Genomic DNA, 12,850 nt, shown 5'->3' with positions numbered 1-12,850 from the left:
CATTTATCCAAATAGACGCACATCGTACCTGCTCCAGCCCTTCAAGGCAGCTAATCGGCGGCGCGCGGGCAAAAAAAATGGTGCCCCGAAGGACACCATTCTTTGTTTCAGCCTGCCAGTTACTTGCGTTTCATGGACAGGAAGAACTCATCGTTGGTCTTGGTCTGCTTGAGCTTGTCGATCAGGAACTCGATAGCCGCGACTTCGTCCATCGGGTGCAGCAGCTTGCGCAGGATCCACATGCGCTGCAACTCGTCATCAGCGGTCAACAGCTCTTCACGGCGTGTGCCGGAGCGGTTGATGTTGATGGCCGGGAACACACGCTTCTCTGCGATCTTGCGATCCAGAGGCAGCTCCATGTTGCCAGTACCCTTGAACTCTTCGTAGATGACTTCATCCATCTTCGAACCGGTTTCAACCAGTGCGGTGGCGATGATAGTCAACGAGCCGCCTTCTTCGATGTTTCGCGCAGCACCGAAGAAACGCTTTGGCTTCTCGAGCGCATGAGCATCGACACCACCGGTCAGTACCTTGCCGGAGCTCGGGATGACGGTGTTGTAGGCGCGAGCCAGGCGGGTGATGGAGTCAAGCAGGATAACGACGTCTTTCTTGTGCTCGACCAGGCGCTTGGCCTTCTCGATCACCATTTCGGCAACCTGTACGTGACGGGTTGGCGGTTCGTCGAATGTCGAGGCAACCACTTCGCCGCGCACGGTGCGCTGCATTTCGGTTACTTCTTCCGGACGCTCATCGATCAGCAGAACGATCAGGTGCACTTCCGGGTTGTTACGCGTGATGTTCGACGCGATGTTCTGCAGCATGATGGTCTTGCCCGCTTTCGGCGGAGCAACGATCAGACCACGCTGACCTTTACCGATCGGTGCGCACAGATCGATCACACGACCGGTCAGGTCTTCGGTGGAACCGTTACCGGCTTCCATCTTCATGCGAATAGTCGGGAACAACGGCGTCAGGTTTTCGAACAGAATCTTGTTCTTGGCGTTTTCCGGACGGTCGTAGTTGATCGTGTCGACCTTGAGCAGAGCGAAATAACGCTCACCTTCCTTTGGTGGACGGATCTTGCCAACGATGGTGTCGCCGGTACGCAGGTTGAAGCGGCGGATCTGGCTAGGGGAGACATAGATGTCATCCGGGCCGGCCAGGTAGGAAGCGTCTGCAGAGCGCAGGAAACCGAAGCCGTCCTGGAGAATCTCCAGCACGCCATCACCGGATATTTCCTCGCCACTTTTGGCGTGCCGTTTGAGCAGGGAAAAAATGACGTCCTGCTTGCGCGAACGGGCCATATTTTCTATGCCAGCCTGTTCGGCCATTTCGAGCAATTCGGTAATCGGCTTTTGCTTGAGTTCAGTCAGGTTCATATGGGGAATGACGTAATCATGTATGGAGGGGGAAATTAAGCTTTTGGCTTAATGAGGCCGCGCCGCAGAAAAGGCGACAGGATCGCGTACTAAATCGAAAGGAGAGCGTCGGCGACGGCTAGCAGGGGGCAACGGAGAAGCCGTTGCGGGGCCGAATGTACCACCTGATTTTCCAGGCGTCTAGTACGACACCCGAAAAAAACCCCGCTATTTGCGGGGCTTTGAAGTGCTTCAGATGTTGGCGTCGAGAAACGCGGCCAACTGCGACTTCGACAGAGCGCCCACTTTGGTAGCTTCTACGTTGCCATCCTTGAACAGCATCAACGTCGGGATACCGCGCACGCCATGCTTGGCAGGGGTTTCCTGATTCTCGTCAATATTCAGCTTGGCAATTGTCAGCTTGCCGGCATAGGTGTCGGCGATTTCGTCCAGCACCGGGGCAATCATCTTGCACGGACCGCACCACTCAGCCCAGTAATCTACAAGCACAGCACCCTCAGCCTTGAGTACTTCGGCTTCGAAGTTAGCGTCGGTGACGTGTTTGATCTTTTCGTTGCTCATGGAAGTCTCCGAGGTCATAGGCGAAAAACGACGCTCATCATAGCGGGCCGCAAGTCATTCAGGAAGCGAAGGTTCATTGAGTCTGGCTATGGTAGTGCATGACTGGAGTTATGGCAGAGGCTCAGCTGGAAGGCGAAACGAACACAATGCCAGTACGAAGCGCTGCGCCACGGATGTGATCCTGCATGGCCTTTTGCGCGGGCCCCGACGCATGCCGGGCCAGCGCGCGAAGGATCTTGCGGTGCTCCTGCCAGGTTTCCATGACCCTTGCCGCACGTATGAACGGCATTTTCTGGCTCTCAAGGAAGATGTCGGCACCTGCGGTCACGATCCCCAGCATGGCCTGATTGCCACTGGCGACCAGAATATGCCGGTGAAACTCGAAGTCCAGCCGGGCTGCGGCCTCGAAGTCGCCGGCACGCAATTCCAGACGCATGGCCTCGACATTGTCTTCAAGCACGTCTCGTTCATCAGCGGTGAGGGTGACGGCTGCCAGGCCCGCGGCGAAGCCTTCCAGCGCGTAACGCAGTTGAAACGTGTCGGCCGGAGAAACCTGTGCCTCAAAAGGCCAGGAAAAACCACTCGTGCGCTGTTCTGGTTCAGAAATGGACTGCACGAACACGCCTTTACCCGGCTGGACGCTGACCACTCCCAATGCGCTGAGCGATGACAAGGCCTCACGCAATGAAGCACGACTGACTCCCAGCAAAACAGCCAGATCGCGCTGCGATGGCAGGCTTTCGCCGGGCTTGTAGCCTTGCTCGGCAATCAACTTGCGAATGGCCCGGAGGGCTGATTCGGGTACTGCGAGTGAGGTGTGGGGCATCACTGTTCAGGCCAGTCAGTCCAGTAAAAATCCCTTTTATCGCCATCCCGAAGATTCGGCAAGCGACGCCCAGTGCTGGGGCGGCAGCACTTTTCAACGCGCCAAAGCAGGGCGAGCCACACCTTTACTGGTCAGACCAGTAAGACCATAAACACGCTGAAAAGCTTGAGTTATGGCACGTCATCGCCTGATGGCATGCGCTGTGCACTGGAGACGGACCAACATCCTACGTTTCGCCCGGAGATTTCTATGACCAAGCGTTACAGCGCCCTGCTTGCTGCACTGTTTGCCAGCCTGATGCTGAGCCAGACACCCGCCCACGCCAACGGCCTGGACGACGTTGTAGCGCGTGGCACCTTGAAGGTGGCCGTTCCGCAGGACTTCCCGCCATTCGGTTCGGTCGGTCCGGACATGAAGCCTCGCGGCCTGGACATCGACACCGCGCAACTGCTGGCCGACCAATTGAAGGTCAAGCTGGAACTGACGCCGGTCAACAGCACCAACCGCATCCCGTTCCTGACCACCGGCAAGGTTGATCTGGTGATCTCCAGCCTGGGCAAGAACCCGGATCGCGAGAAAGTCATCGATTTCTCCCGCGCGTACGCGCCGTTCTACCTGGCGGTATTCGGCCCACCTGATTCTCCGGTCAAGGACATCGCTGACCTGAAAGGCAAGACCATCAGTGTTACCCGTGGCGCGATCGAAGACATCGAGCTGTCGAAAGTTGCACCGGAAGGCGCAACCATCAAGCGCTTTGAAGATAACAACTCGACCATCGCCGCCTACCTGGCTGGCCAGACCGACCTGATCGCCAGCGGCAACGTGGTGATGGTCGCTATCAGCGAGCGCAACCCCAAGCGCATTCCAGCGCTGAAAGTGAAACTCAAGGATTCGCCTGTTTATGTCGGCGTAAACAAAGGCCAGCCGGAACTGCTGGGCAAGGTCGACGAGATCCTCAACGCCGCCAAGGCTGACGGCGCGCTGGAAAAAGCGTCGCAGAAATGGCTGAAGCAACCGCTGCCTGCCGATCTCTGATCACTGCTTTCCGGTAACAGGATTCACCAATGGCTTATCATTTCGACTTTACACCGGTCCTGCAGAACATTGATGTGCTGTTGCGCGGGGCTTTGTTCACGCTGGAACTGACGGCCATTGGCACCCTGCTGGGCGTCAGCCTCGGCATTGTCGGTGCCGTCGTGAGGGCCTGGAAGATCCAGCCCTTTGCGACGATCTTTGCGATCTATGTCGAGCTGATCCGCAACACACCGTTTCTGGTCCAGCTGTTCTTCATTTTCTTCGGCCTGCCGTCGCTGGGCGTGCAGATCTCGGAATGGCAGGCAGCGGTGCTGGCGATGGTAATCAACCTGGGCGCCTACTCGACAGAAATCATTCGGGCAGGCATCCAGGCGATTCCCAAGGGACAGCTTGAAGCGTCGGCAGCGCTGGCGATGAATCGTTATGAAGCGTTTCGCTACGTGGTGCTGGTTCCGGCGCTGGGCAAGGTCTGGCCGGCACTGAGCAGCCAGATCATCATTGTGATGCTGGGCTCGGCGGTCTGCTCGCAGATTGCCACTGAAGAACTGAGCTTCTTTGCCAACTTCATTCAGTCGCGCAACTTCCGCTCGTTCGAAACCTACATTGTGACCACGCTGATTTACCTGGCCATGGCGCTGCTGATCAGGCAACTGCTGGCCTGGATCGGGCGTCGCTACATATCGAGGAACAGCTGATGGATTTCACCCTCTGGGACATCCTGCGCAATCTGCTGATCGGCCTGCAATGGACCGTTGCCCTGTCGCTGGTGGCCTTCATTGGCGGTGGCTTGATCGGCTTGCTGGTGATGGGCATGCGTACCTCGGAAAAAACCGGCCCGCGTGTGACCGCCAAGCTCTATATAGAATTGTTTCAAGGCACACCATTGCTGATGCAACTGTTTCTGGTGTTCTTCGGTGTTGCCCTGATGGGCATGAACATTTCGCCCTGGGCAGCGGCAGCGCTGGCCTTGACGCTGTTTACCAGCGCCTACCTCGCCGAGATCTGGCGCGGCTGCGTGGAGTCGATCTCCAAGGGCCAGTGGGAAGCGTCTGCCAGCCTGGCGATGACCCCGTTCGAGCAGATGCGCTACGTGATATTGCCTCAGGCGCTGCGTATCGCAGTTGCGCCAACGGTCGGCTTTTCCGTGCAGGTGGTCAAAGGCACCGCGGTGACGTCGATCATCGGCTTCACCGAATTGACCAAGACCGGCAGTATGCTGGCCAACGCTACGTTCGAACCTTTCATGGTCTATGGCTTCGTTGCTCTGGGCTACTTCATCCTGTGCTACCCCTTGTCGCTGTGCGCGCGCCATCTGGAAAGGAGACTGCATGCCTCTGCTTAGAATTTCCGCCCTGCATAAATACTATGGCGATCATCACGTACTCAAAGGCATCGATCTGTCGGTCGAAGAGGGCCAGGTCGTGGCAATCATTGGTCGCAGCGGCTCGGGCAAAAGTACCCTGTTGCGCACGCTCAACGGCCTGGAGTCGATCAACGATGGTGTGATCGAGGTCGATGGCGAATATCTGGACGCCGCACGCGCCGATCTGCGCACCCTGCGTCAGAAGGTCGGCATGGTGTTTCAGCAGTTCAACCTGTTCCCGCATCTGAGCGTGGGCGAGAACGTGATGCTCGCGCCGCAGGTCGTGCAGAAGGTGCCCAAGGCCGAAGCCGCGAAGCTGGCGAGAAAGATGCTGGAGCGCGTCGGGCTGGGCGAGAAGTTCGACGCCTTCCCGGATCGCCTGTCCGGTGGTCAGCAGCAACGCGTGGCGATTGCCCGCGCACTGGCGATGTCGCCCAAGGTGTTGCTGTGCGACGAAATCACCTCGGCGCTGGACCCGGAGCTGGTCAACGAAGTGCTCAGCGTGGTGCGCCAGCTGGCTGCCGACGGCATGACCCTGATCATGGTGACCCACGAAATGCGCTTCGCCCGTGAAGTGGGCGACAAGCTGGTGTTCATGCACCAGGGCAAGGTGCATGAAGTGGGCGACCCGAAAGTACTCTTCGCCAACCCGAAAACCCCGGAACTGGCGAACTTCATCGGCACCGTGGAGCACGCCTGACAAGAGCCGACGCAGAGCGTCGCACGATAGGTGGGGTCATCGTTCCTCCAGTGTAGGAACGCAGTAGTGGACGCCCCTGTGGGAGCGAACTTGTTCGCGAAAGGGCCGGTACATCCACCGAAGATGCGTCGCCTGGCACACCGCCTTCGCGAACAAGTTCGCTCCCACGGCCTTCGGCCAGAAGCCTGTAAGCTCAATTGTCCGGACTGTGTATAACGCCGAGCACTCCAACGAGGGAACGCAAAGCATCGGCACGACAATGACATAACTATCACATTGATTAGCTAGCCATCCGCCATCTCACAAGAGTAATACCGGGTATTTCCGCTGCCTGGACAGCTTCGCGTTGGCGGCGGGCATGGATCGTGGCACGATGGTCCGGTTATCGAACTGGATTTCCTGACCATGCCGCACTCAACACCCAAGAATTTTTCACTGATCGCCGCCATCGACCTGGGCTCCAACAGTTTTCATATGGTTGTGGCGAAAGCCAATCAGGGCGAAATTCGCATTCTTGAGCGCCTGGGCGAGAAGGTGCAGTTGGCCGCTGGCATCGACGAAGAACGCCAGTTGACTGAAGAATCCATGCAGCGCGGTCTCGACTGCCTGAAACGTTTTGCCCAGCTGATCAATGGTCTGCCGCCCGGTGCCGTACGCATCGTGGGGACCAACGCGCTGCGCGAAGCCCGCAACCGCAACGACTTCATTCATCGCGCCGAAGAGATTCTCGGCCATCCGGTGGAAGTGATCTCCGGCCGCGAAGAAGCGCGCCTCATTTATCTGGGCGTTTCGCACACGCTGGCCGACACTCCCGGCAAGCGACTGGTCGCCGACATCGGCGGCGGCAGTACCGAATTCATCATCGGCCAGCGCTTTGAGCCGCTGCTGCGTGAAAGCCTGCAGATGGGCTGCGTGAGTTTTACTCAGCGCTACTTCCGCGACGGCAAGGTGACACCCGCGCGTTACGCACAGGCCTACACCGCTGCCCGCCTGGAAATCATGAGCATCGAACATGCGCTGCATCGCCTGAAGTGGGATGAAGCCATCGGTTCGTCAGGCACCATTCGCGCTATCGGACTTGCACTCAAAGCCAACGGTTACGGCGCTGGCGAGGTCAATGCCGAAGGGCTGGCCTGGCTCAAACGCAAGCTGTTCAAGCTGGGTGACGTCGAAAAGATCGACTTCGACGGCATCAAGCCCGACCGCCGCGCGATTTTCCCCGCAGGCCTGGCGATTCTTGAAGCGATCTTCGATGCGCTTGAGCTCAAGCGCATGGATCACTGCGAAGGTGCCCTGCGTGAAGGCGTGCTGTACGACCTGATGGGCCGCCACCATCACGAAGACGTGCGTGAGCGCACGCTCAGCTCGCTGATGGAGCGCTACCATGTTGATCTGGAACAGGCCGCACGCGTCGAAGCCAAGGCGCTGCATGCGCTGGAGCAGGTTGCCGAAAGCTGGGAATTGCAACACGAGAGCTACGCCGAACTGCTGAGCTGGGCCGCCAAGGTGCATGAGATCGGCCTGGACATTGCTCACTATCACTACCATAAGCACGGCGCGTACCTGATCGAGCACTCTGACCTTGCCGGTTTCTCCCGCGAAGACCAGCAAATGCTCGCTCTGCTGGTGCGCGGTCATCGCCGTAATATTCCCAAGGACAAGTTCGCCGATTTCGGCGCAGAAGGCATCAAGCTGATTCGCCTGTGCGTGTTGTTGCGCTTTGCGATTCTGTTTCACCACATTCGTGGCACCCAGGAGATGCCGCGTGTGATCCTGCGTGCCGACGGCCCGAATCTGGACGCCGAGTTCCCCACAGGCTGGCTGGAAAACAACCAGCTGACTCAGGCCGACTTCGCGCTGGAAGCGGAGTGGCTGACCCGAGTCGGCATCGTCTTCAGCGTACGCTGAGAACCGGGTTGCTCAGGCGCTCCAGCAGGGTCGCCTGGGCGCTTCGGGCGTTCTGATTGCCGGTCGGCATGCTACGCACGTAACGCCCGTCTGGCTGCAACAGCCAGCTGTGGGTGTTGTCGGTCAGGTAGCTTTCCAGCTCTTTCTTCACACGCAGAATCAATTTCTTGCCTTCCACCGGGAAGCAGGTCTCGACACGCTTGTCGAGGTTGCGCTCCATCCAGTCGGCACTCGACAGGAACATTTGCTCGTCGCCGCCGTTGAGGAAGTAGAACACCCGCGTGTGCTCCAGGAATCGGCCGATGATCGAGCGCACATGGATGTTGTGCGAAACCCCGGCGATGCCCGGACGCAAACAGCACATGCCGCGCACCACCAGATCGATGCGCACACCGGACTGACTGGCCTTGTACAACGCGCGAATGATCTTCGGATCGGTCAGCGAGTTGAACTTGGCGATGATGTGGGCTGGCTTGCCGTCGAGCGCAAATTGCGTCTCACGGGCAATCATGTCGAGCATGCCTTTCTTGAGCGTGAACGGCGCATGCAGCAGTTTCTTCATGCGCAGCGTTTTGCCCATGCCGATCAGCTGACTGAACAGTTTGCCGACGTCTTCGCACAATGCGTCGTCAGATGTCAGCAGGCTGTAGTCGGTGTAAAGACGCGCGTTACCGGCGTGATAGTTACCGGTCCCGAGGTGGGCGTAACGCACGATCTCGCCAGCTTCGCGACGCAGGATCAGCATCATCTTGGCGTGGGTCTTGAAGCCAACCACACCGTAGATCACCACCGCACCGGCAGCCTGAAGACGGCTGGCCAGTTGCAGGTTGGACTCTTCGTCAAAACGGGCGCGCAGTTCGATCACCGCGGTGACCTCTTTGCCGTTACGCGCCGCATCAACCAGCGCATCGACGATTTCCGAGTTCGCACCGCTGCGGTACAGCGTCTGGCGCACAGCCAGAACGTGTGGATCCTTTGCCGCCTGACGCAGCAGGTCGACAACCGGGGTGAACGACTCGAAAGGGTGCAGCAGCAGAATGTCCTGCTTGCTGATCACGCTGAAAATGTTTTCGCTGTTCTGCAGCAGTTTGGGGATCGCTGGCGTGAACGGCGGGTATTGCAATTCAGGGTGGCTGTCCAGGCCAGTAATACTGAACAGGCGCGTCAGGTTGACCGGCCCGTTGACCTGATACAGCTCGGACTCGTTCAGGTTGAACTGTTTGAGCAGGTAGTCCGACAGGTGTTTGGGGCAGGTATCCGCTACCTCCAGACGTACCGCATCGCCGTAGCGACGCGAGAACAGCTCACCGCGAAGGGCACGTGCCAGGTCTTCCACGTCTTCCGAGTCCAGCGCCAGATCGGCGTTTCGGGTCAGACGGAACTGGTAGCAGCCCTTGACCTTCATGCCCTGAAACAGATCGTCAGCGTGAGCGTGGATCATCGACGACAGGAAAACGAAGTTGTCGCCAGGGCCACAGACCTCTTCCGGCACCTTGATGACACGCGGCAGCAAACGCGGTGCCGGAATGATCGCAAGGCCCGAGTCGCGACCGAAGGCGTCGATACCTTCAAGCTCGACAATGAAGTTCAGGCTCTTGTTGACCAGCAACGGGAACGGGTGGGTCGGGTCCAGACCGATCGGGGTGATGATCGGCGCGATCTCGTCACGGAAGTAGCGACGTACCCAGGCCTTGAGCTTGGCCGTCCAGTGACGACGACGAATGAAGCGGACCTGATGCTTTTCCAGCTCCGGGAGCAGAATGTCGTTGAGGATCGCGTACTGGCGATCAACATGACCATGCACCAGCTCGCTGATTCTGGCCAGCGCCTGATGCGGCTGCAAACCGTCGGCCCCGGCCTGTTCACGGGCAAAGGTGATCTGTTTCTTCAGACCTGCGACACGAATCTCGAAGAACTCATCGAGGTTGCTGGAGAAGATCAGCAGAAACTTCAGCCGCTCCAGCAACGGGTAGGACTCATCGAGCGCCTGTTCCAGTACCCGGATGTTGAACTGCAATTGCGACAGTTCACGGTGGATATACAGGCTGCTGTCGTCCAGGTTCGGAGCGACGATAGCGGGCACTGTAGCGGCAGGTGCCTCAATGGCCGGGATTACTTCGATGTCAGGTTCAACCGCGGGCGTCGCCTGCGGAACATCGACTTCAACAGCGGCTTCGATGAGTGCTTCGGTATTCATGAATGATCCTGTGAGGCTATTGCCCCTTCAACAGTTGAGCGGCGCGAACAGCGAAGTAGGTAAGGATGCCGTCGGCACCGGCGCGTTTGAAGGCCGTGAGGGACTCGAGAATAACCCCTTCACTCAGCCAACCATTCTGGATTGCTGCCATGTGCATCGCGTATTCACCACTGACCTGATAGACAAAGGTCGGCACTTTGAACTCATCCTTGACCCTGTGCAGGATGTCCAGATAAGGCATGCCCGGCTTGACCATCACCATGTCGGCACCTTCAGCCAGGTCAGCTGCGACTTCGTGCAGTGCCTCGTTGCTGTTGGCCGGGTCCATCTGATAGGACGCCTTGTTGGCCTTGCCCAGATTCAGCGAAGAACCCACTGCATCACGGAACGGGCCGTAATAGGCACTGGCGTATTTGGCCGAGTAGGCCATGATCCGCACATTGACGTGCCCGGCCAGCTCCAGCGACTCACGGATGGCCTGGATGCGACCGTCCATCATGTCCGAAGGCGCGATCACCTGAGCGCCTGCATCGGCGTGCGACAAGGCCTGCTTCACCAGTGCATCGACAGTGATGTCGTTCTGCACATAGCCCTCTTCGTCAAGGATGCCGTCCTGACCGTGGGTGGTAAACGGGTCCAGCGCCACATCAGTGATGACGCCCAGCTCCGGGAAACGGTCACGCAACGCGCGGGTGGCGCGTTGCGCAATGCCATCCGGGTTCCAGGCTTCAGCGCCGTCCAGAGATTTTTTCTCGGCCGGCGTTACCGGGAACAAGGCCAGCGCTGGAATGCCCAGTGCGACCCAGTGCTCGGCTTCCTCAAGCAACAGATCGACACTGAGACGCTCGACGCCAGGCATTGAGGCAATGGATTCACGACGGTTTTCACCATCGAGGACGAATACGGGGAGAATCAGATCATCAACGGTGACAACGTTTTCACGCACCAGCCTACGGGAAAAGTCGTCGCGGCGATTACGGCGCAGACGAGTGAGAGGAAACAGGCGGTTTGCGGGGGTAAAGCTCACGGCGAGACTCCTGAGCCCGCTTACGCGGGCAAGCGCGACAGTTATAAGCCGCCATTATGACCAATGTGTGACAGTCATGGTTCGACCTGCGACTGCACGTCGCGGTCATGGCCCTTATGAGGATCCAACCATTGTGGTTGTAAGAATCTTTAACGTCGAGACACATATCGACACTTTCATCATTGTCTTGGGCGCGTTAGGCTGCGCGTTCATTTCGCCAGCATCCAGACAATGCTCCAGAATTTCTTGAACGAATTCGGCTACTTTGCCCTGTTCCTCGGCACCTTTTTTGAAGGCGAGACCATTCTGGTTCTCGCCGGCTTTCTGGCGTTTCGCGGATACATGGACCTCAATATCGTCATCCTCGTTGCCTTCTGCGGCAGCTATGCGGGTGACCAGTTGTGGTATTTCATGGGGCGCAAACACGGCCGCAAGCTCCTGGCGCGCAAGCCCCGCTGGCAACTCATGGGCGACAAGGCCCTGCGGCTGGTGCGCAAGCACCCGGATATATGGGTATTGAGCTTCCGCTTCGTGTATGGCCTGCGAACGGTCATGCCGGTGGCCATCGGCCTGTCAGGCTACCCACCGGGGCGTTACCTGCTACTCAACGGTATCGGCGCGGCTGTCTGGGCGGCTGCACTGGGTTCGGCGGCCTACCATTTCGGCGCGGTTCTCGAGGGCTTGCTGGGCAACGTCAAGAAATACGAACTCTGGGTGCTGGGTGCGCTGATATTGCTCGGCCTTGGTCTGTGGCTGCGCCGACGCATCAAGAACGCGCGTATTGCCCGTGAAGAGCGTGAAGAAAAGAGCCGCTTCTGTGCATCTGCAGCGGCGTCCGATCTGGATACACCTGTCCCCGTGCCCGTCGACCTGACGAAAAAATCAGACGAGTAATTTCTCCGTTTCCTTCCCCGAGTGCAGGCTGACAGGCCTCACTCGGCGGCAGTGCGCCGCCGCTGCCTGACCTTGCGAGCATCACCCTTCCCCACGCATTTTTGCGTAGTCTGTAACGCGTCAACTGAACACTCGGCCCATAAAGCGATCAATTAATGGACGAATTAAAAGAAGCCTTAGATTGCTCAAGTACAAGGAGCCGAATCGATGCAGAAAAAAGTGGCTGTAATCCTGTCCGGTTGTGGCGTCTATGACGGTGCCGAAATCCATGAAAGCGTCCTCACCCTGCTTCGTCTGGATCAACGTGGTGCGCAGGTCCAGTGCTTTGCGCCGAACATCGCCCAGCATCACGTCATCAACCACCTGACTGGCGAGGAAATGCCCGAGTCGCGCAATGTGCTGATCGAATCTGCGCGCATTGCACGGGGTGACGTGAAGGACATCCGCGATGCAAACGCAGAAGACTTTGACGCACTGATCATCCCGGGCGGTTTCGGCTCGGCGAAGAACCTTTCCGACCTTGCCCTGCAAGGCCCTGCCTGCCAAGTGGAAGCCGGGCTGCTGGAACTCGCAGAGGCGTTCGCAGAAGCAGGCAAACCGGTCGGGCTGATCTGCATCACCCCGGCACTTGCAGCGAAGATCTACGGTCCCGGCGTTACCTGCACCATCGGCAACGACCCTGATACCGCTGCGGCCATTACCAAGATGGGCGGCAGCCACGCGCCATGCGCTGTCGATGACATCGTCGAAGACGAAGCACGAAAACTGGTCTGCACGCCCGCCTACATGGTTGCCAAAAGCATCAGTGAGGCTGCATCGGGCATTAACAAGCTGGTTGACCGCGTGCTGGAGCTGACGCACGAGGGCAATGCCTGACCTGCCGCGGGACAAATCCAATGCACCGCCCGTCAGACGAACGGTGTTTTACAAGCCAGCCATAGTGATAGATCACGGCCTTAT

General features: G+C 58.4%; 12 protein-coding genes. 7 read left to right on the top strand and 5 right to left on the bottom strand.

The window, feature by feature from the left end:
* Positions 1-119: 119 nt before the first annotated feature.
* The 3 genes from rho to RYA97_RS16875 form a co-directional block, all read right to left on the bottom strand.
* Positions 120-1,379 carry a transcription termination factor Rho gene (gene rho / locus RYA97_RS16885; protein ID WP_002551560.1) on the bottom strand — a complete coding sequence of 420 codons (1,260 nt, stop codon included), beginning with the start codon at positions 1,377-1,379 and terminating at the stop codon, positions 120-122.
* A gap of 231 nt (positions 1,380-1,610) precedes the next feature.
* Positions 1,611-1,940, bottom strand: coding sequence for a thioredoxin TrxA (trxA, locus tag RYA97_RS16880; protein WP_005744794.1), 330 nt, complete (start codon positions 1,938-1,940; stop codon positions 1,611-1,613).
* A 121-nt stretch (positions 1,941-2,061) separates the two neighbouring features.
* Complete coding sequence (locus tag RYA97_RS16875) at positions 2,062-2,766, bottom strand: FadR/GntR family transcriptional regulator (protein WP_002551558.1); 705 nt, start codon at positions 2,764-2,766, stop codon at positions 2,062-2,064.
* A gap of 249 nt (positions 2,767-3,015) precedes the next feature.
* Here RYA97_RS16875 and RYA97_RS16870 point away from each other — a divergent pair, with 249 nt between their 5' ends.
* The 5 genes from RYA97_RS16870 to ppx all read left to right on the top strand — a co-directional run bounded on the left by RYA97_RS16870 (position 3,016) and on the right by ppx (position 7,772).
* The gene (locus tag RYA97_RS16870; RefSeq protein WP_002551557.1) at positions 3,016-3,801 is read left to right on the top strand and encodes a transporter substrate-binding domain-containing protein; all 786 of its coding nucleotides are present in this window, start codon (positions 3,016-3,018) and stop codon (positions 3,799-3,801) included.
* Positions 3,802-3,830: 29 nt separating this feature from the next.
* Positions 3,831-4,496, top strand: coding sequence for an amino acid ABC transporter permease (locus tag RYA97_RS16865; protein ID WP_004666535.1), 666 nt, complete (start codon positions 3,831-3,833; stop codon positions 4,494-4,496).
* On the top strand, positions 4,493-5,143 hold the full coding sequence (locus RYA97_RS16860) for an amino acid ABC transporter permease (RefSeq protein WP_032074436.1): 651 nt from the start codon (positions 4,493-4,495) through the stop codon (positions 5,141-5,143). Before RYA97_RS16865 ends, RYA97_RS16860 begins: the two co-directional genes overlap by 4 nt.
* Positions 5,130-5,864: an amino acid ABC transporter ATP-binding protein gene (locus RYA97_RS16855; protein ID WP_003317352.1), complete on the top strand. Its 735-nt coding sequence runs from the start codon at positions 5,130-5,132 to the stop codon at positions 5,862-5,864. The genes RYA97_RS16860 and RYA97_RS16855 overlap by 14 nt, the downstream gene beginning before the upstream one ends.
* A gap of 405 nt (positions 5,865-6,269) precedes the next feature.
* Positions 6,270-7,772: an exopolyphosphatase gene (gene ppx, locus RYA97_RS16850; protein ID WP_005731673.1), complete on the top strand. Its 1,503-nt coding sequence runs from the start codon at positions 6,270-6,272 to the stop codon at positions 7,770-7,772.
* On the opposite strand, the gene ppk1 is transcribed toward ppx, so the two are convergent.
* On the bottom strand, positions 7,759-9,969 hold the full coding sequence (gene ppk1, locus RYA97_RS16845) for a polyphosphate kinase 1 (protein WP_004655199.1): 2,211 nt from the start codon (positions 9,967-9,969) through the stop codon (positions 7,759-7,761). The genes ppx and ppk1 overlap by 14 nt on opposite strands.
* A 16-nt stretch (positions 9,970-9,985) precedes the next feature.
* Entirely contained in the window at positions 9,986-10,996 is a 1,011-nt protein-coding gene (gene hemB / locus RYA97_RS16840; protein WP_004655202.1) for a porphobilinogen synthase, read from the bottom strand.
* Positions 10,997-11,227: 231 nt separating this feature from the next.
* On the opposite strand from hemB, the gene RYA97_RS16835 reads away from it, so the two are divergent.
* Both RYA97_RS16835 and elbB read left to right on the top strand, forming a co-directional pair.
* On the top strand, positions 11,228-11,890 hold the full coding sequence (locus tag RYA97_RS16835) for a DedA family protein (RefSeq protein ID WP_004655204.1): 663 nt from the start codon (positions 11,228-11,230) through the stop codon (positions 11,888-11,890).
* Positions 11,891-12,097: 207 nt separating this feature from the next.
* Positions 12,098-12,766: an isoprenoid biosynthesis glyoxalase ElbB gene (gene elbB, locus RYA97_RS16830; RefSeq protein ID WP_230017312.1), complete on the top strand. Its 669-nt coding sequence runs from the start codon at positions 12,098-12,100 to the stop codon at positions 12,764-12,766.
* Positions 12,767-12,850 lie beyond the last annotated feature (84 nt).

Origin of the sequence: Pseudomonas syringae group sp. 26L6, from assembly GCF_032587815.1 — a bacterium.
In the GTDB taxonomy this organism is placed as follows: Bacteria; Pseudomonadota; Gammaproteobacteria; order Pseudomonadales; family Pseudomonadaceae; genus Aquipseudomonas; species Aquipseudomonas amygdali.
This window is presented reverse-complemented; position numbering and strand designations above follow the sequence as displayed.

Bases quoted from the DNA above. Each gene is read 5' to 3' on its own strand.
- trxA (WP_005744794.1), bottom strand. From the start codon at position 1,940: ATGAGCAACGAAAAGATCAAACACGTCACCGACGCTAACTTCGAAGCC.
- RYA97_RS16875 (WP_002551558.1), bottom strand. From the start codon at position 2,766: ATGCCCCACACCTCACTCGCAGTACCCGAATCAGCCCTCCGGGCCATT.
- RYA97_RS16865 (WP_004666535.1), top strand. From the start codon at position 3,831: ATGGCTTATCATTTCGACTTTACACCGGTCCTGCAGAACATTGATGTG.
- elbB (WP_230017312.1), top strand. From the start codon at position 12,098: ATGCAGAAAAAAGTGGCTGTAATCCTGTCCGGTTGTGGCGTCTATGAC.
- RYA97_RS16835 (WP_004655204.1), top strand. From the start codon at position 11,228: ATGCTCCAGAATTTCTTGAACGAATTCGGCTACTTTGCCCTGTTCCTC.
- rho (WP_002551560.1), bottom strand. From the start codon at position 1,379: ATGAACCTGACTGAACTCAAGCAAAAGCCGATTACCGAATTGCTCGAA.
- RYA97_RS16855 (WP_003317352.1), top strand. From the start codon at position 5,130: ATGCCTCTGCTTAGAATTTCCGCCCTGCATAAATACTATGGCGATCAT.
- ppk1 (WP_004655199.1), bottom strand. From the start codon at position 9,969: ATGAATACCGAAGCACTCATCGAAGCCGCTGTTGAAGTCGATGTTCCG.
- RYA97_RS16870 (WP_002551557.1), top strand. From the start codon at position 3,016: ATGACCAAGCGTTACAGCGCCCTGCTTGCTGCACTGTTTGCCAGCCTG.
- ppx (WP_005731673.1), top strand. From the start codon at position 6,270: ATGCCGCACTCAACACCCAAGAATTTTTCACTGATCGCCGCCATCGAC.